The organism is Shinella sp. M27 (genome assembly GCF_049199905.1).
In the GTDB taxonomy this organism is placed as follows: domain Bacteria; phylum Pseudomonadota; class Alphaproteobacteria; order Rhizobiales; family Rhizobiaceae; genus Shinella.
In genome coordinates this window covers 76,934-93,590 of sequence record NZ_JBLZPK010000011.1, presented here as the reverse complement: position 1 = coordinate 93,590, position 16,657 = coordinate 76,934, and the positions used below count along the sequence as shown (strand labels likewise).

The following is a 16,657-nucleotide window of genomic DNA, read 5'->3' as shown; positions in this document are numbered from 1 at the left end:
CCGTCAAGCCTCCCCGATCCGCACGAGGATGCGATAGGCCGATCCCGTCTCGTCGAAATTGCCGGCCCATTGGTGGCCGCGCTTGCTCAGTTCCGGGAAGAGGAACAGCGGTTCGCGCGCCAGCACGGCGAAGAGCACGTCACCCGGTTCCAGCGCCTCGGCGGCGGCGAGAATACGCACCATCGGCTCCGGCGGGTCGAGATCGGTGAGGTCGAGATGTTTTGAAGGATCCGGCCAGGTCTCGGGGCGGTCGGCATCGACGGAGGTCTCGACCGGCACCGTCTCCTTCTTCGGCGTGAACCGCACCTCCCAGTCGCCGCCGTCGATCTCGCGGGCTTCATGGTCGAAGCCACGCCCTTCCATCACACGAAACAGCGGCTGCGGACGAAACGTGGCAAGCAGCGTCAGCGCCTGCCCGGGTCGCAGATCTTGAACAGCCTGCAGGATCGCCTGGAACGGCTCGCCGCCGCTGCGCAGGATCGGCCGCACGTCGAGCACCTTCGGTGTAATCTCGGACATCATTTATCTCCTTGGAAAGCGGATAGAGGCAGAAAGAGGTGCGGCCGCACCATGCCGGCAGGCGCACGCAGGGCGGCCGGGACGATGGACAGGCGGCGCGCCCGGATGAATTCGCGGATCAGGCAGAGCGTCGCAAAAAGCTGTGCTGCGACGGCCATCCGGAAAAAGCCGGTTGTTCCGGCAGCAAGGGAGAGCGCCGCGACGCCGACGGCACCGTAGTAGAGACGAAACAGGACAAGCGCATGGCGCTCATCGACGAGATCCTGCACCCGCGGCACAGGCACGCGGCCCAGGACAGGACCATAGGCCTCAAGCCAGGTGAGGAAGGCGACGATCTTGTAAAGCTGGGCAAGGCCGAGCCCGGTGAGCCAGCCGAAAACGAACAGGTAGACGACCGCCGCCACCATGTCGCCAGCCCTGAAGGCGGGCACGTTAAGAAAGAGAATAGACAGGGCAAACAGGCCAAGTGCCGCGAAGCTCGCGCGAATGTTCAGTTCCGCCTGCTTGCGCTTTCGCCCGCGATAGATGTACAGAACATCCGCGCCGTAGAGCATCACGGCCATCAGCGTCAGCAGCAGCGCGGCGGCCAAAAGCAGCGTACTACCGAACAATCCGGACAGCACGAAGACCACCGCCACGACAACAAGCCCGACAGCCACGCTTGCGCTCCACCAGGTGGCGCGGCTGGTCGAACGCTCAACCTCCGGCGCCAGCAGGAACATCGAAAACAGCCGATAACTCACACCGACCGCCGTCGCACTCAGCCAACCGCCGAGGCCAAGAGCGGCATGCAGCGCGACGCCGTCAGCGACGAGCCGGTCGAATAATGAACTTTCCGCGAGGCCGGACAACGCCGCAGTGAAAGCGCAACCGATGAGGGCTGCGCCAACAAGCGCGGCAAGACCGGTGGCAACAAAGCGGGCGGGAAGCGGCAGAGGTCGCGCTGAAAACAGCGTAGTGGCAAGAATGCCAGCAAACAGGCCGAAACCCGCCAACAGCATCACGCCGCCGACAGGCAGCAGGGCAAGCGACAGGTCCAATGCTCCGGACAATGCAACGAACCCGGCCACAAGGCAGCCCAACCCGCCGAGCAACAATAGCAGGGCGGGCGCGGCAAAGCGGGCACCGACGACCGGCCGGGCGATCAGCACGGGAACGAATTGCAGCAGAGCGCCGGCCATCAGCAGGCTGAGCCAGCCGATGGCGATGAGATGGACGACGACAAGGGTTTCCGGCGCGCCAGGATCGGCGAAGGGGTAGCCGTAACCGGTAACCATCAGCCCCTGCCCCAACAAAAGCATGAGGCAGGCGGCGGCGAAGTAGGACATGGTCCAGCGGGAGAGGGTTGCGCCCGGCATGTCGGTTTCCTTCGCCGCGCCTGACTTAGTGTTCTGCGCCGCAGCAGCAATCGCAGCTGCCGCCGTCTTCCAACCGGTCGATCTCGACGCGCCAGACTTCCGGACCCTGCTCGAGATAATCCCAGCCGAACTGGCCGGGGAAATTGGTTTCGAGCTGATAGTGCAGCGGCCGCGGATCGTGATCGCTGGTGATCAGCATGGATTTGCCGGGCATCAGGGCGCCTAGCATACCGAAAATGCGCGGATGGCGTTCGCGCGGCGGAATGGTGCGCACGTCGATCAGGGGCTTGTCCAGGGTCTCAGACATGGTTTGGTGTTTCCGTCCCGGCCGTTCCGATACCGTTCCGGAAGGGCACGGCCCGACCCGACCGGAACCACCTGACGCTAACCCTGCGCGCCGCCGGGCACTTTGACCCTGCGCAAACAATTGACGATTTTCAGGCCTTCTGCCCCGTTGCTTGGCTTTTCGCAAAGAAAGGGGTGCCTGCCGCTCCTACCGTTTCGGCAATCGACACACGGAAAGGAACGCGCCATGCAACAGGCCCTGATCGAGAAATACGGCGAGGCGAGGCTGCCGCGTTATACGAGCTATCCGACCGCGCCCGCCTTCGCCCCCGTCGTTGGCGCCGGCACCTATGGCGACTGGCTCTCCGGCATCAAGCCGGGCACGGAAGCCTCGCTCTACCTGCACATCCCCTTCTGTCGGTCCATGTGCTGGTATTGCGGCTGCCACACCACCATCACCCAGAAGGACGCGCCCATCCTCGACTATCTCGACATGCTGCGGCAGGAGATCGGCCTCGTCTCGGACCGTGTGGAAAGCCGCATCAAGGTCCGGCACATCCATTTCGGCGGCGGCACGCCGACGATCATGCAGCCGGAAGAGTTCCGCGATATCATCGGTCTCCTGCGCGCCCGCTTCGGTCTTGTCACCGGCGCGGAGATCGCTGTGGAGATCGATCCGCGCACGCTGACGGCGGAGATGGCGGCAGCGCTCGGCGAGGCGGGCGTCACCCGCGCGAGCCTGGGCGTGCAGAGTTTCGACCCCGTCGTGCAGAAGGCGATCAACCGCATGCAGAGCGAGGCGCAGACCGCCGAGGCCGTGGCCCGGCTGCGCGCGGCCGGCGTCGGCGGCATCAATTTCGACCTCATCTACGGCCTGCCGCACCAGACGGTGCAATCCTGCATCGACACGGCGAAGGCGGCGGTCGCCATGCGGCCGGAGCGTTTCGCCGTCTTCGGCTATGCCCACATCCCCTCCTTCAAGAAGCACCAGCGGCTGATCGACGAACGCGCACTGCCGGACGCCGCCGCACGCGCCGTGCAGGCCGAGGCGATTGCCGAAACGCTCGTTGCCGCCGGCTATGTCCGCATCGGTCTCGACCATTATGCGCTCCCGAGCGATGATCTCGCGATCGCCGCAAAACGCGGCCGGCTGCGGCGCAATTTCCAGGGCTATACGACGGATGCCTGCGACACGTTGATCGGTTTCGGCGCCTCCTCCATTGGCCGTACACCGGATGGCTATGTCCAGAACGAGGTGCCGCCCGGCCTCTATGCCCAGCGCATCGCCTCGGGTCGGCTGGCCACCGTCAAGGGCTATAGGCTGACCGCCGAAGACCGGTTGCGCGCCGCGATTATCGAGCGGCTGATGTGCGATTTCCGCGCCGACATCACCACCATCGCCGCCCGTCACGGTTTCGATGCGGCTCCTCTCCTCGACGGCAATGCGCGGCTGACAGCGCTCGCCCAAGATGGCGCGGTCGATATCCAAGGCGGCACGGTCACGGTGCGGCAGGACCATCGTTTCATCATCCGCGCCGTCGCCGCCGCCTTCGATGCCTATATTGATCAGTCGGCCCGCACGCACAGCAAGGCCGCCTGAATGCAAAAGGCCCGGCGTGGTGCGGCACGCCGGGCCTTTCTCGCAGATCCCGTGTCCTCTATCCCACAAGACCGCGATAGATCGCCGGCAGCGCCGCTGGCAGCCGGGCGATATTGCTGACGATGGCATAGCCGTTGCGGCCGAAGATCGCCGGCACATAGGCCTGCGCCTCCCGATCGACCGTCACGCCGAAGACGCTGAGGCCGGTCCGCCGGGCCTCATTGACGGCGCGGCGGCTGTCCTCCAGCGCGAAACGGCCCTCGTAGTGGTCGACATCGTTGGGCTTACCGTCCGTCAGGATCAGCAGCAGCTTGCGGCGGTTCGGCTGTTCGCGCAGCGTCGCTGCCGCATGGCGGATCGCCGGGCCGATGCGGGTGTAGAAACCGGGCTTCAGCGCGGCGATGCGCGCCTCGACGCCATGTCCCATCGGCGCACCAAAATCCTTGACCGTCTCGACGCGCACCCAGGAGCGGCGGCGCGACGTGAAGGTGAGGATGGAATGGCTGTCGCCGCAGGCGGCAAGGCCATGGGACAGCACCAGCAGGGCCTCCTTCTCCACGTCGAGCACCCGGCGGTTTTCGAACCACGCATCGGTGGAGAGCGACACGTCCACAAGAATGGTGACGGCGAGGTCATGCGCCTGCGACCGGCTCACCAGGTGGATGCGGTCGCTGCCCTGCCCGCCGGCGGCGAGATCGCTGCGCGCCCTGACCACGGCATCGAGGTCGAGTTCGGCGCCATCGAGCTGTGCGCGCAGCATTTCATGGCGCGGCCGCAGCGCCTCGAATTGCCGGCGCACGCGGCGGATCAGGCTTTTCGTATCGGCATCGGCCTCGGGCACCTCGGCCGTATCCGGCGCGGGCGCGGCCAGCACGCGGCAATGGTCCGGCAGATAGGTGGCCGTGCGATAATCCCATTCGGGATAGGTGAACTCGCCCGTCAGCCGTGTGCGGTCGAGCGCTTCCGGCGGCAGGTCGAGATCGAAGCGGAAGCGTGCGGCGGGACGGCCCTTGCGCTCGCCGAGCGTCATGTCGTCGAGTTCATCGGCCGCCGAGGAATCGTGGTCGTCGCTGTCGTCGCCGGGGCGGTCGACATTGACCATCTCGGCCATCGCCAAAATCTTCTCGAAGCGGTTGAGAATGAAGGGAATGCGCTCGCTCTTGCGGTTCTCCGCCTTCTCGCGCAGCGCCACATGACGCTCCGTTTCCGGTGCGTCGGGGTTTGCCCCGGCGGCCGGCTGGTCTTCCTCACCGCGTCCCTCACCCTCCTCGCGCCACAGTGCATCCGGCCAGAGCGGCACGGGAAGCATCGGCAGATAGCCGGCCGGTGCGCGATGCGGGAAAATCACGGGCAGCGTCTCGTCGGCAAGCCCCGCGCCTTTGCGCAAGAGGCTGAGAATGCGGTTCTCGACATGGCGCTCGACGGAGGGAAGCGGGCGGTGCTGGCGCGCGTCCAGCATGGCGGACGAAAGCCGGCGGTAGCGCCTTGCTAGGCCGGGAAAGGCCACAAGCACCGCTTTCACCGTCGCTTCCGCGCGCTGGAGAATGGCAAGGTCCCGCAGCAGTGGATCGCTCTCGGCAACCGGCTCGAGCGGCATCAAGGCCATCGCGGCGGCGAGCCAGACATAGAGATCGCGGTTGAGCGCGCGTTCGGGAAAAAGGTCGATTGCGCCGGGAAGCATGACGGTCGCGTGGTCGCGGCCGGGCTGCACCAGCTTCTCCTCGCCGAGCCCCATGCGCTGGCGCAACCGCAACCGGTGCGTCGAGGTGCGCCCACGCGCCGGCGCGATCTGCACCGCGCCCTCCCCGCCGAAGCCGCGAAAGCAGACGGCGAGCACCGGGCGGATATCCTCCAGCCGTACCGCCTGATCCGGATGACGCGGCCAGCTGCCGATATTGCCGACCAGCCGGTGCCAGGCACGGCCGACGGTCTCCTCAAGCTCCAGAAAATCCAGCATGATCAGACCTCACCGGATCATCGCATCGGCGATTTCGAGAAGGGCGGCGCGCACATCGGGTTCGTCGGTGAGCGGTTCGATCATCGCCGCGCGTACCGCCTCGCGCGCACTCATGCCGCTGTCAATAAGGCAGGCACAATAGACGAGCAGGCGCGTCGAGACGCCCTCTTCGAGATCATGGCCCTTCAGCGCGCGCAGCCTGTGCGCCAGCGCGACGAGCGGCGCCACACGCGCCTCGTCCAACCCGCTTTCCGTGGCAACCACGGTGATCTCCGCCGCCTTGGGCAGGAAATCGAACTCGATGGCGACGAAACGCTGACGCGTGGAAGGCTTCAGGGCCTTCAAAAGATTCTGGTAGCCGGGATTGTAGGAAACGACGAGCATGAAGCCGACAGGCGCTTCCAGCACCTCGCCAGTGCGCTCCAAAGGCAGGATGCGACGGTCGTCTGTCAGGGGATGCAGCACGACGGCGACGTCCTTGCGCGCCTCGACGATCTCGTCGAGATAACACACGCCGCCCTCGCGCACGGCCCGCGTCAGGGGACCATCGACCCAGACGGTATCGCCGCCCTTCAGCAGATAGCGGCCGGTCAGATCGGCGGCCGAGAGGTCATCGTGGCAGGAGACCGTCGAGAGCGGCAGGTTGAGCTTTGCCGCCATGTGGCTGACGAAGCGGGTCTTGCCGCAGCCGGTCGGGCCTTTCAGGAGAAGCGGAAGCTGGCGCACCCACGCCTTTTCGAACAGCTCGCATTCGTTGCCGGAAGGGCTGTAGGCGGGAATGTCCGCGCGGGCGGCCTTGAGCATGACGGTCATTTCGATCTCCAAGTCATAAGCGTTTGCGCAATTCCGGACGCAAAACCGCTATGCACTTTTGCTGGAATTGCTTGCGAGGAAGAAGGTGCCGGCCCCGCGGGATGACGGGGCCGGCCAGCGCTCACTCGGCCGGTTGGACCATCCGGGTGAGGCTGTCGGTACGCTCACGGCCAGGCACCAGCACGGCCCAGATGAACATCAGCGCCGACACGAGCACGACGACGCCCGAGCCGAGGCGGACCCAGTAAAACAGCGCCAGCTGGTCCTGCACGTCCATGAAGCTTTCGCCGAGCACGCGCTGGAGGTGGATCTGCACAACGCCCGCGAAGGTGAGCGCGAAGGTCATGACCGACATGGCGGTGCACATGATCCAGAAGCTGATGATCGAGAGCCATTGATTGTAGGGCTGGCGACCGCGGATCTCCGGGATGGCATAGGCCATCATGGCGAGGTTCAGCATCACATAGGCACCGAAGAAGGCGAGGTGTCCGTGGGCAGCCGTCATCTGCGTGCCGTGGCTGTAGTAGTTCACCGACGACAGCGTGTGCAGGAAGCCCCAGACACCGGCGCCGAAGAAGGCCATGACCGAGCAGCCGATCGACCATAGAAGCGCTGCCTTGTTCGGATGGTTGCGGCCGGCCTTCCAGGTCATCACGAAGGTGAAGATGACCATGGTGAAGAAGGGCGCCACTTCCAAGGTCGAGAACAGCGAGCCGATCCACTGCCAGTAGCCGGGTGCGCCGATCCAGTAGTAGTGGTGGCCGGTGCCCAGAATGCCCGAGAACAGCGCCAGGCCGACGATGACATAGAGCCACTTCTCCACGACTTCGCGGTCGATGCCGTTGAGCTTGATCATCAGGAAGGCGAGTACCGAGGCCATGATCAGCTCCCAGACACCTTCGACCCAGAGATGGATGACGTACCACCAGTACATCTTGTCGAGCGCGAGGTTCGCCGGGTTGTAGAAGGCGAAGAGGAAGAACAGCGCCAGCCCCCAAAGACCGAAAAGCAGGATGTTGATGACCGTTGTCTTGCGGCCCTTCAGCGCCGTCATGGTGATGTTGAACAGGAACATCAGCACGACCACGACGATGCCGACCTTGGCGATGAAGGTCTGCTCGAGGAATTCACGGCCTTCATGGATGCGGAACATGTAGCCGACGACCGTGAGGCCGGCCGCGACGAAGAACATCCAGAACTGCGCGACCGCGAGCCTGGGGCTGTACAGCTCCGTCTCGGTCTCCTCGGGGATCATGTAGTAGGTGGCCCCCATGAAGCCCATGAGCAGCCAGACGACGAGCGCATTGGTGTGGATCATGCGCACGATATTGAAGGGCAAGAGTTCGGACAGCGTGTTGGGCAACACATAGATCGTGCCGGCCACGACGCCGAAGAGCACCTGGGCGAGGAACAGGCCGAGCGCGCCGTAGAAGTACAGCATCGCGACCTTTTGCGTTTGATATTTCATGTCGTCTCTCCTTAACCGGCGTCGTTCGGCGGCCAGTTCTGGGTCTTGATCTTGCTCGTCCATTCGAGGAAGTCGGCGAGATCGTTGACCTCCTGTTCGGTGAGATTGAACTGCGGCATCTGCCGCCGGCCTTCCGCGCCGCTCGGCTGGGCGGCCATCCAGGCCTTCAGCGCCTCGCGTGCACCTTCGGGGTCTTCCACGCCGCCATAGCGCTTCCACACATTGCCCAGCTCGGGTGCGAAATAGGCCCCCTCACCCAGCAGCGTGTGGCAATTGATACAGGCGTTCTTTTCCCAGACATGTTTGCCGCGCGCGACGCTGTCGGTCAGCGTCGTCTCGTCGGTGGAGACCGTGCGCATGTAGTAATGCGAATGGGCGGTCAGCCCGACGAAAATCGTGAAGAAGAAGATGGACCCGCCATAGAAGACGTTGCGGGCCCCGGTCTTGGTTAGGCGCTCTGCCATCCCCTGGTCCTTTCCTTGGCCAGAAACCCTTTGGGCACTGGCGTCAAACCCCGCGAAGTTGGGTGCCGGCGATCCCCTCGCCGACGATGCGGGACGCTTCCGTTCTAGCGCGGCGGGAAAAGGCTTCTTTGCGCGCAGGCAAAGAGCGGGACGGTTCGTCAGCCGATGAGCGAAGCGGTAACGGCGCGCACGAGCGCCAGCGACAGAAGAACCGCCGGCCAGGCGAGCAATGCGGACTTCAGGACACCGCGGCTGGCGCGCAGCTCCATGAAATCGAGCACGATGAAACGCCCCTTGACATAGGCCATGACGAGCACGGCGGTGATGGGCACAAGCAGCCCGCCCGAAAGACCGCCGACGAAAGCGCCACCAGCGGCAAGCGTCAGCAGCATGGCGAGGGTGGCGAAAAACTGTTCGCGGGCCTGTCGGGTCATCCGGATATCCTTAGGTGAGATAGACGATGGGGAACATCACGAGCCAGACAAGATCGATCGCATGCCACAGCGTCGCGATCATCACGACATTGCCGCGCGAGGGCCGCCAGGCGACGAGAAAGAGGATCGCCGCACCGAAAACGACATGCAGCAGGTGGAAGCCCGTGACGAGGAAATAGAGTTCGGCAAGCCGGCCGAGACCGCCGATACCGGAGCGGATCTCCAGCGCGTATTCGAAAGCCTTCACGGCTGCGAAGGCAAGACCCAGGAGAGCCGCCAGCACGAGGGAGCGACGGACCGCTTTGCCGTCAGCACCGAGCCGGACGGCGAGCGCCGCCTGCCAGCCGCTCAGCACGAGGATGATCGTATTGGCAGCCGCAAGACCGGGATGAAGGTGGCCGCGGAACAATGCGGCACCATCGGGGTCCAGCATCGTCATGATCATGAAGGCGATGAGCAGCACGCCGAAGGCGGCAAGCTCGCTCCAGACCAATATCCACAAAAGCAGACCGTCGCCCTCGCCACCCTGCGCCTTCGTCACCGCCATGCTGAAATCATCCGTCGTCGCCATGCCCCTTTTTAACCGAGCAAGACGAGACCTTCTTTGCGCCGGCACAAAGACCAGCGCGCGCGGACGCAGCAGGATAGCGACAAAGGAAAGGATACCCTCATGACCGACGCGCAGATCGGCCTTCTCGTCGCGACCCCCGTCATCATCGGCTTCGCCTTGATGCTCTACCGCATGGGCGTGCTCCAGGGCGCCGGCACAGTCTCGGCCGTCGGCGCTTCCGTGGTCATCGCCGCCGTATTGTTCTTCGGCCAATAAGGTGGAAGCATGAGCGGACAAAACCTCACCGCCGCCGATATCGGTCGGCTGGAAACCCTGCATAGCGATCTACTCGACTTATGCCTGCGCCTCGAAGAAGCCGCCAGCGACCCCACCATCGCCGGAGAGCTGCGAGAGCTTGCCGACGCCATCCCGCCGCTCCTGAAATCCGTACACGACCTGGAGGAGCGCCTGCTCTTCCCGGATTTCGACCGCCACGCCGGTTCCTGCTTCGCCGCAATGACCATCGATCGGTTGAAGGCCGAGCACCGCTGCGACCGCCTAGCGGCAGAGGAGCTGTCGCTCACCCTCAAAGCCATCGCCGACGATCGCTGCGGGCTTTCACCCGACACCATCGCGCGCATGCTGGGCGGTTTCCAGGAAAGCCTGCGCCGCCACGTCTTTTCAGAGAAGTTGATCCTCGAAAGCCTGCTGGCCGCAAAGGATGATGAGCGCAAGATTTTTGGTTGAAATGCTTGTCATCCATCCGCCGTCGTCGCGCTGCGCCCCCGCGCCACCCAGGCGGCCCCCTCCTGCTGGTGCAGGAAGCCGTTCGAAAAGGGTATGCCGGGATACGCTTTCTCCAGTTCTTTAAGAGCCTCTTTCCCTTCGAGCCGCCCATCGAGCGTCGCGCGGTAGAGAGCCGCAATCCCGACCATGTCGCAATCCTGCGGGGAAAGCCTGACGCGAGCGAGGCCTGCCTCTATCAGCGGCGCGAGATCATCCAGGAGCACGACACAACTGTTCGACATCGTCTGGACGCCGTTCAGAACGAGGAAAGACTGTCGGTCGAGCGTGCGCAACGGCAGGCCGTCGGGATCTTCGCCGCAGATGAACTGGCAATTGTCCTTGGTCAGTCCTTTCGAGCGGGCATGGGCACAGCGCGCGGAAATGGCGAGCGGCATGCGGCCGAAGGCAAAGAGTTCGAAGGCAAAGTCCGGCATGGCCTGCAACATCTGCCGGATGGAGACGGCAGGCAGCTCCGGCGGCAGGCAGATCACGTCCGCACCGCGTGCGGCAAGCGTGCGCGCCGTCGCGGTATTGTAGACGTTGACCAGCGGTCCGATGGAATGCGGCCGCCCCTTGAGGAGCCCAAGGGCCGACAGGTCGTTTGCCTCCACCCTGTGGTCACTGTCGCGAATGAGGTCGCGCACGTGCCGGCTCTCGCGCTCCAGGGTCACCATGGCGAGCGTCGAGAGCGTTACCTGCTTGCCGGCTGCTTCCAGGCGCTCGATGACGTCGGCGATATGCGGCTCGCTGAAATGCTGGCGCTTGGAGCAGACAGTCTCGCCCAGCGTCACGTGGTCGATATCCGCCTCATCGGCGATGCGGAAATAGAAATCCCGCCATTTCGGCCCGTCCCACAGATAATAGATCGGCCCGAGGCTCAGCGCCGCCCGTTTCGTTTCCATTGTTTGTCTCCTATCGCCAGCGCTTGTCATAGGCGCCGGAGGTGGTGCGCTGTCCTTCGCTCATCCCCCGCAAACGGGAAACAAGCGCGGCGCGCTCCGTCGGCGTCGCGCCGAGCGCCTTCTTCAGCGAGGAAACAACCTCCGCGACATAGGCCTTGCCGCGCTGCCGCCCCTCGATCTTCAGGGCCGACACGCCGGCCGCCTTCAGCGCATCGATCTCGTCGATCACATCGAGCGAAACCGGGTCCTCGAAGGCATAGCCCTCCATGCCGCCGACATCGAAGCGGCCTTTGCACAGCGTCGGATAGCCGGAGGCTTCGCCGGGGCCGAAGCGGTTGATCGTATAGGCGCCGAGCTCGGAGACGAGTGCGCCGCCCTCCTCCCGGTATCGGACATGGCTGGCGGGCGAGCACACACCGTTCATGTTGGGCGACTTGCCGGTTGCATAGGACGAGAGCGAACACCGCCCCTCCGCCATGACGCAGAGGCCGCCGAAAGCAAAGACCTCCACCTCGCAATCGATCTGCCGCGTCAGCCGGGCGATATCCTGCACGGTCAGAACACGCGGCAGCACCACGCGCTTGGCACCGAAGGCCTCGACGAGGAAGCGGATCGCATCCGGATTGGAGGCGGACGCCTGGACGGAAACATGCTGGCGCTGCTCGGGATATCGCTCCGCCACATAGGCCATCAACCCGAAATCGGCGATGATGAGAGCGTCGGCCCCTACCTTCACCGCATCGTCGGCGGCTGAGTACCAGAGCGCCTCGTCGCCCGCCCGCATGAAGGTGTTGAGCGCCACGAAGGTCTGGACGCCCCTGCGGCGAGCGAGCGCGATGGACTGGCGCAGCTCCTCGCGGCTGAAATTCAGGCCCGGAAAGTTGCGGGCATTGGTCTCATCACGAAAGCCGCAGTATATGGCGTCGGCGCCCGCCTCTATCGCCTCGCGAAAGGCGGCAGGGGTGCCGGCCGGGCAGATCAGTTCCATGCCGCGTCCCTCCCCTCGAGCGCCCACGTCCGGATGTGGCACGCAGCCTTGCTTACCAGCGGCGAAAACGGACCCGCGAGCGCGCCGAGTTCCCGCGGCAAATCGATGGCGCTGTCATCGAGTGCATTGCGCAGCGCCAGCATTGCCTCCATGTCGCCGGTAACCGAGAGATCGCGCGAAAAGAACAGCGCATCGGCATCGCAACGCCCTTCCATAAGGCCCAGCAGCAACGCGAGCGGCCCCTCGATGCGCGCGTCCGCCAGAGGCGGCTCGCCGCGGAAGACGGACAGTGTCCGGGCCGCCGGCACGACGCGGAAATGCAAGGGGAGATCAGAAGGCGAGAAGCAATAGCGAGTCTGCTGGAATTCGCCGAGACGGTCGAAAAGATCGGGGTGCCCCTTCAGCACACCGGCAAAGATGGTGCGCGCTACGCGCTCCACCAACCAGAGCGGCACGATTTCGACGGGTTTTGCAAGGAGGGGAGAGAGATGGGGCATGCAGCTCGCCTTGACGGGAAGGAACGCACAAAGCCTAGGGAGCCACGGCCCCCAAGTGTTTGCGCCAGCACAAAGACCACGCTGTTTTTCCCCTGCAGAAGTTCGGCATGAAAGCCGAGAACTCCATTCCCCGCCGCTATGACACCCTTCAGGATTTCGTCGCTCTGCTGGAGCAGCGAGGGCGGCTGAAACGCATCCGAGAGCCCATCTCGCTGGTGCACGAGATCACCGAAATCCATCGCCGCGTGCTGGCACAGGAGGGCCCCGCGCTGCTCTTCGAGCAACCGGTCGATGCTGACGGCACTGTCCAGACCATTCCACTCCTTGCCAATCTTTTCGGCACCCGCGAGCGGATCGAATGGAGTTTCGGCCTGGAGGCCGGCGGCCTGCCGCAGCTTGCTTCGTTCCTGGCAGACCTGCGCGATCCCAAGCCGCCGCGATCGATGCGGGACGCCTGGCAGAGGCTGCCGCATCTCAAAGCCGCGCTTTCGATGAACCCGCGCACCATCGCCCGCCCACCCTGCCAGCACACGATCTGGCAGGGGGACGCCATAGATCTCGATCGCCTGCCGATCCAGACCTGCTGGCCCGGCGAGCCGGCGCCGCTCGTCAGCTGGCCCCTGGTGATCACGCAGGCGCCTTACGATCCCCACGACACCAATGTCGGCATCTACCGCATGCAGAAGCTCGGCAAGAACCGGTTGATCCTGCGCTGGCTGGCGCATCGCGGCGGCGCGCGCCATCACCGGCTCTGGCAGGCACATGGCGAAGACATGCCGGTCGCGATCGTCATCGGCGCCGATCCCGCGACAATCCTCTCAGCGGTCATGCCCTTGCCTGACGGCATGAGCGAACTGGCTTTTGCCGGCGTGCTCAGCGGTCGTCGGCAGCAGACGGCGCAGGGCATCACCGTGCCGCTGCCCATTCCGGCCGGCGCCGAAATCGTGCTGGAGGGCACGGTCTCCGCCCGGGAGACGGCGAACGAAGGCCCCTACGGCGACCATACCGGCTACTACAATTCCGTCGAAGCCTTCCCGGTACTGACGCTGTCGGCTATCACCATGCGGAAGAACCCGCTCTATCTCTCGACCTATACCGGCCGTCCGCCCGATGAACCCTCGCGGCTCGGCGAGGCGATGAACGATCTCTTCGTCCAGCTGGTAAAACGGCAGTTTCCCGAAATCCGCGATCTCTGGCTGCCGCCCGAGGCCTGTTCCTATCGTGCCATGGTCGTTTCCATCGACAAGCGCTATCCGGGTCAGGCGCGGCGTGTGATGATGGGGCTGTGGTCCATGCTGCCGCAGTTCAGCTACACCAAGCTGGTCATCGCCGTGGATGGCGATATCGATGTCAAAAGCTGGCCGGATGTCATCTGGGCGCTCTCCACGCGTTTCGACGCAAGCCGCGACCTTGTCGTCATCGACAACACGCCGATCGACTATCTCGACTTCGCTTCGCCCAAATCCGGCCTCGGCGGCAAGCTCGGCCTTGACGCAACCAACAAGATCGGCGCGGAGACCGACCGCGAATGGGGTCGGCCCCTCGCCATGTCGCCAGATGTGACCGCTCGCATTGATGGCCTCTGGCAGACGCTCGGCCTTGGGGAGACGAGCGCATGACGGCCGAACGCGTCATCGTCGGCATCTCCGGCGCATCGGGCGCAGCACTCGGTGTCCGCATCCTCGAAAGGCTGGCAGCACTTCCCGATATCGAAACCCATCTCGTCGTCTCGAACGCGGCGCGGCGCACGCTTGCGTTGGAATGCGCGCCTGACAAGCTCGAGCGGCTTCCCTCCCTCGTTCACCATCACCACCCGGTCGGCGACGTCGGCGCCTCCATCGCCAGCGGGTCCTTTCCGGTCCACGGCATGATCGTCGCGCCCTGTTCGATGCAGACATTGTCCGCCATCGCCACCGGGCGCACCGACACGCTGCTGACGCGCGCCGCCGACGTGCAATTGAAGGAGCGCCGCCGCCTCGTCCTGCTTGCAAGGGAAACGCCGCTGCATCTCGGGCACCTGCGCAGCATGGTCGCCGCGACCGAGATGGGCGCCATCATCATGCCGCCCGTCCCGGCCTTCTATCACTGCCCAAGCTCCGTCGCCGAGATCATCGACCACCTCGCCGCCCGCGCCATCGACCTGCTCGCCCTCTCCCAGCCGCCCCTGGCGAATAGCTGGCAAGGCTGAGCGAAGCCCTATGTTGATCTGGACCGTGTCCTGCAACCGCACGACTTCAAAGTCGCTGACGAGAATATCGACTCTCAGGCGCCATCGTCCGGCGCGGGGCAAGACGACGTCAGCGTCACGCCCACGCCGTCGGCCTCCAAGATGGCTTTCCGGCGCATCGGCTTGATATCCGCCTGCATATTGGAAAGCACGAAAGTCACTTCTCTCGGCGTGGTAGCCGTGAAATCCGGTGCCAGCCGCAGCACGAGCGGCGACACCGGCTCGCTGAAGGACATAGGCAGGGTTTTTGGCAGTGCATTGACGACAGCGCCGTCAGCCGGTACCGCGCTCATCAACGAGGCATGTGCCATCACCGCCACAGCGAGACAGCACCAGAGGATACCGGTCAGAAGACTTGGATACAGGTCTGGCCAGGATGGTTCCGCGCGACAATCTACGAGAACAGATGGACCGTCGCCCGAAAGCGCCGGCTTTTTCGGGTTCAGTGGCCGCTTGTCGCTTCAAGCAGCCTCACGCCGGGTGCGGGAAGCTCCAGATCGTTCTCTGACTGGTCCGTCGCAGGAATTCGATCCACCGCTCCGCCGCACAAGACGCTATGCGCACTGAAGGTGGAACTGGAAAACCACATGGCAACTGAGGAGCAGATCCTCTTACCCCTGATGCGGCAGGGGCAAAACATGCTCCCGCCCGATTGCGCAAATGCGCCATGAATATGCCGATGCCCTCAGATTTCTTCAGGGATACCGAGCAAGTAGTCCACGGCATGGCGCTGCCGGAGGGAGCTGCGGTTCGTGAACGGCGCTCGATACGGCGCTGCGCAAGCTCACCGATGATCTCGTCTTGCACATGCAGAGTACGGTGCTTCTCCCGCGTGTCGAGACGACGAAAGACGCCTAAGCCCGAGACGGAAAGCGGCATTCGGATTTTGCGGGTGCCGCTCCACCCACGCGCTCGGCAAACGAAGACCATCGCGGCCACATAGCCAACGCAACTAGGATAACCCAAGCGATCAGCGTTGGCATCATGCCGATCTCTGAATTCTATTCCAGAAGCACTTCACCGCTGCGCAGCTTGATGCAGCCCCTCCAGCATGACGAAGAAATGCCTCCAACTGCGGCGTGTAGGACAGTGGTCTGTGGATTGAATCTTGTAATTTCAATCGTGGGGATCAGATTTCTGAGGGGGGTACCGAAATAGTTGCGCCCCGTCGAGCGCGTTGATTTTTGTGCGCGGTATGCCGCGCGTTCATTCAGCCAACGAAGCCAACGTACGCAGACGATCCTGATCGTGTTCGGGCGGTTCCAGAACCCATTGATGCGGTTTTCGGACACGCTGATCAGGCCCAACCTTGCAGCGTCGCGAATGGCATAGCGCGCTGTCGTGCATCCGACGCCGGCGCGCGCGGCGATTTCAGGCAGTGACATCGTCGATTGGCCGCGATCCATCACCGCACGTGCGATGACGGAGAGCACCGCAAGCTTGCTGACGGTGAAGGCCTGGGCAAGGCATGTCGGAATGATGCAGTCCTTCGCGAGCCCCCGCCGGCGAAGCCAGCAGGCGGCCCGCTTGTGCAGGGGAATCGCCGGACGGCAATGACGGGCGCATCCGTTCGTGCGAGCTGCTCGCGCTCCCGTGCCAATCGACATCCGCCGGTGCTCGATGACAGGAGCGAGATATTCCATCTCATCGTCGGCGATCAGTCCTTCGCCGTTCAGCACCCAGGCCGCTTTCGCGCACTCATCGACTTGTTGTTGCGTGTCCGCTACGAGCAGACGCGCCAATAGGCTCGGCCCATAGGCCGTCCGGATCGTGGCAAGCATGATCTCTCCATTCTCAACGATGATCAGG

General features: G+C 64.2%; 19 protein-coding genes. 5 read left to right on the top strand and 14 right to left on the bottom strand.

Annotation, left to right across the window (positions count from 1 at the left end; all coding sequences use genetic code 11):
• Nucleotides 1–3: 3 nt before the first annotated feature.
• The 3 genes from ACOZK4_RS03660 to ACOZK4_RS03650 are packed head-to-tail and all read right to left on the bottom strand — an operon-like array spanning nt 4 to nt 2,184.
• Nucleotides 4–519, bottom strand: a complete 516-nt coding sequence (locus ACOZK4_RS03660; protein WP_421590486.1) for a DUF2249 domain-containing protein — start codon at nt 517–519, stop codon at nt 4–6.
• A complete protein-coding gene (locus ACOZK4_RS03655) occupies nt 519–1,877 on the bottom strand; it encodes a hypothetical protein (RefSeq protein WP_313526119.1) in 1,359 nt (452 codons plus the stop codon). Before ACOZK4_RS03655 ends, ACOZK4_RS03660 begins: the two co-directional genes overlap by 1 nt.
• Before the next feature lie 25 nt (nt 1,878–1,902).
• Nucleotides 1,903–2,184, bottom strand: a complete 282-nt coding sequence (locus ACOZK4_RS03650; protein WP_313526122.1) for a DUF2249 domain-containing protein — start codon at nt 2,182–2,184, stop codon at nt 1,903–1,905.
• 225 nt (nt 2,185–2,409) lie between these two features.
• Between ACOZK4_RS03650 and hemN the strand changes: the two genes are divergently transcribed.
• Nucleotides 2,410–3,762 (top strand): oxygen-independent coproporphyrinogen III oxidase, encoded by a 1,353-nt coding sequence (hemN, locus tag ACOZK4_RS03645; RefSeq protein ID WP_313526125.1) that lies wholly within the window; start codon nt 2,410–2,412, stop codon nt 3,760–3,762.
• A gap of 58 nt (nt 3,763–3,820) precedes the next feature.
• Here the strand turns inward: hemN and ACOZK4_RS03640 are convergent, their stop codons facing one another.
• The 6 genes from ACOZK4_RS03640 to ACOZK4_RS03615 all read right to left on the bottom strand — a co-directional run bounded on the left by ACOZK4_RS03640 (nt 3,821) and on the right by ACOZK4_RS03615 (nt 9,469).
• A complete protein-coding gene (locus ACOZK4_RS03640; RefSeq protein ID WP_421590483.1) occupies nt 3,821–5,719 on the bottom strand; it encodes a nitric oxide reductase activation protein NorD in 1,899 nt (632 codons plus the stop codon).
• Nucleotides 5,720–5,728: 9 nt separating this feature from the next.
• A complete protein-coding gene (locus tag ACOZK4_RS03635; RefSeq protein ID WP_313526133.1) occupies nt 5,729–6,532 on the bottom strand; it encodes a CbbQ/NirQ/NorQ/GpvN family protein in 804 nt (267 codons plus the stop codon).
• A 121-nt stretch (nt 6,533–6,653) separates the two neighbouring features.
• Nucleotides 6,654–8,000: a nitric-oxide reductase large subunit gene (locus ACOZK4_RS03630; protein ID WP_313526136.1), complete on the bottom strand. Its 1,347-nt coding sequence runs from the start codon at nt 7,998–8,000 to the stop codon at nt 6,654–6,656.
• Nucleotides 8,001–8,011: 11 nt separating this feature from the next.
• Complete coding sequence (locus tag ACOZK4_RS03625) at nt 8,012–8,464, bottom strand: c-type cytochrome (RefSeq protein ID WP_160862022.1); 453 nt, start codon at nt 8,462–8,464, stop codon at nt 8,012–8,014.
• A gap of 158 nt (nt 8,465–8,622) precedes the next feature.
• The gene (locus ACOZK4_RS03620; RefSeq protein ID WP_313526142.1) at nt 8,623–8,898 is read right to left on the bottom strand and encodes a cytochrome C oxidase subunit IV family protein; all 276 of its coding nucleotides are present in this window, start codon (nt 8,896–8,898) and stop codon (nt 8,623–8,625) included.
• Nucleotides 8,899–8,908: 10 nt separating this feature from the next.
• Nucleotides 8,909–9,469 (bottom strand): cytochrome c oxidase subunit 3, encoded by a 561-nt coding sequence (locus tag ACOZK4_RS03615; RefSeq protein WP_313526144.1) that lies wholly within the window; start codon nt 9,467–9,469, stop codon nt 8,909–8,911.
• A gap of 99 nt (nt 9,470–9,568) precedes the next feature.
• Here ACOZK4_RS03615 and ACOZK4_RS03610 point away from each other — a divergent pair, with 99 nt between their 5' ends.
• Together ACOZK4_RS03610 and ACOZK4_RS03605 are read left to right on the top strand one after the other, a co-directional pair.
• A complete protein-coding gene (locus ACOZK4_RS03610) occupies nt 9,569–9,724 on the top strand; it encodes a hypothetical protein (protein ID WP_199564264.1) in 156 nt (51 codons plus the stop codon).
• A gap of 9 nt (nt 9,725–9,733) precedes the next feature.
• Nucleotides 9,734–10,195, top strand: a complete 462-nt coding sequence (locus tag ACOZK4_RS03605; protein ID WP_313526148.1) for a hemerythrin domain-containing protein — start codon at nt 9,734–9,736, stop codon at nt 10,193–10,195.
• A gap of 8 nt (nt 10,196–10,203) precedes the next feature.
• Here the strand turns inward: ACOZK4_RS03605 and ubiV are convergent, their stop codons facing one another.
• The 3 genes from ubiV to ubiT are packed head-to-tail and all read right to left on the bottom strand — an operon-like array spanning nt 10,204 to nt 12,621.
• Nucleotides 10,204–11,136 carry a ubiquinone anaerobic biosynthesis protein UbiV gene (gene ubiV / locus ACOZK4_RS03600; protein WP_313526151.1) on the bottom strand — a complete coding sequence of 311 codons (933 nt, stop codon included), beginning with the start codon at nt 11,134–11,136 and terminating at the stop codon, nt 10,204–10,206.
• Between the two features lie 10 nt (nt 11,137–11,146).
• The gene (gene ubiU, locus ACOZK4_RS03595) at nt 11,147–12,124 is read right to left on the bottom strand and encodes a ubiquinone anaerobic biosynthesis protein UbiU (protein ID WP_313526154.1); all 978 of its coding nucleotides are present in this window, start codon (nt 12,122–12,124) and stop codon (nt 11,147–11,149) included.
• Nucleotides 12,115–12,621, bottom strand: coding sequence for a ubiquinone anaerobic biosynthesis accessory factor UbiT (gene ubiT, locus ACOZK4_RS03590; RefSeq protein WP_421590478.1), 507 nt, complete (start codon nt 12,619–12,621; stop codon nt 12,115–12,117). The genes ubiU and ubiT overlap by 10 nt, the downstream gene beginning before the upstream one ends.
• 107 nt (nt 12,622–12,728) lie before the next feature.
• On the opposite strand from ubiT, the gene ACOZK4_RS03585 reads away from it, so the two are divergent.
• Both ACOZK4_RS03585 and ACOZK4_RS03580 read left to right on the top strand, forming a co-directional pair.
• Nucleotides 12,729–14,240, top strand: a complete 1,512-nt coding sequence (locus tag ACOZK4_RS03585) for a UbiD family decarboxylase (protein ID WP_313526160.1) — start codon at nt 12,729–12,731, stop codon at nt 14,238–14,240.
• Nucleotides 14,237–14,809, top strand: a complete 573-nt coding sequence (locus tag ACOZK4_RS03580) for a UbiX family flavin prenyltransferase (RefSeq protein ID WP_313526162.1) — start codon at nt 14,237–14,239, stop codon at nt 14,807–14,809. Before ACOZK4_RS03585 ends, ACOZK4_RS03580 begins: the two co-directional genes overlap by 4 nt.
• A 74-nt stretch (nt 14,810–14,883) precedes the next feature.
• Here the strand turns inward: ACOZK4_RS03580 and ACOZK4_RS03575 are convergent, their stop codons facing one another.
• Together ACOZK4_RS03575 and ACOZK4_RS03570 are read right to left on the bottom strand one after the other, a co-directional pair.
• Nucleotides 14,884–15,141 carry a hypothetical protein gene (locus ACOZK4_RS03575; RefSeq protein WP_421590475.1) on the bottom strand — a complete coding sequence of 86 codons (258 nt, stop codon included), beginning with the start codon at nt 15,139–15,141 and terminating at the stop codon, nt 14,884–14,886.
• 708 nt (nt 15,142–15,849) lie between these two features.
• Nucleotides 15,850–16,629 carry a hypothetical protein gene (locus ACOZK4_RS03570; protein ID WP_421590474.1) on the bottom strand — a complete coding sequence of 260 codons (780 nt, stop codon included), beginning with the start codon at nt 16,627–16,629 and terminating at the stop codon, nt 15,850–15,852.
• Between the last annotated feature and the right edge of the window lie 28 nt (nt 16,630–16,657).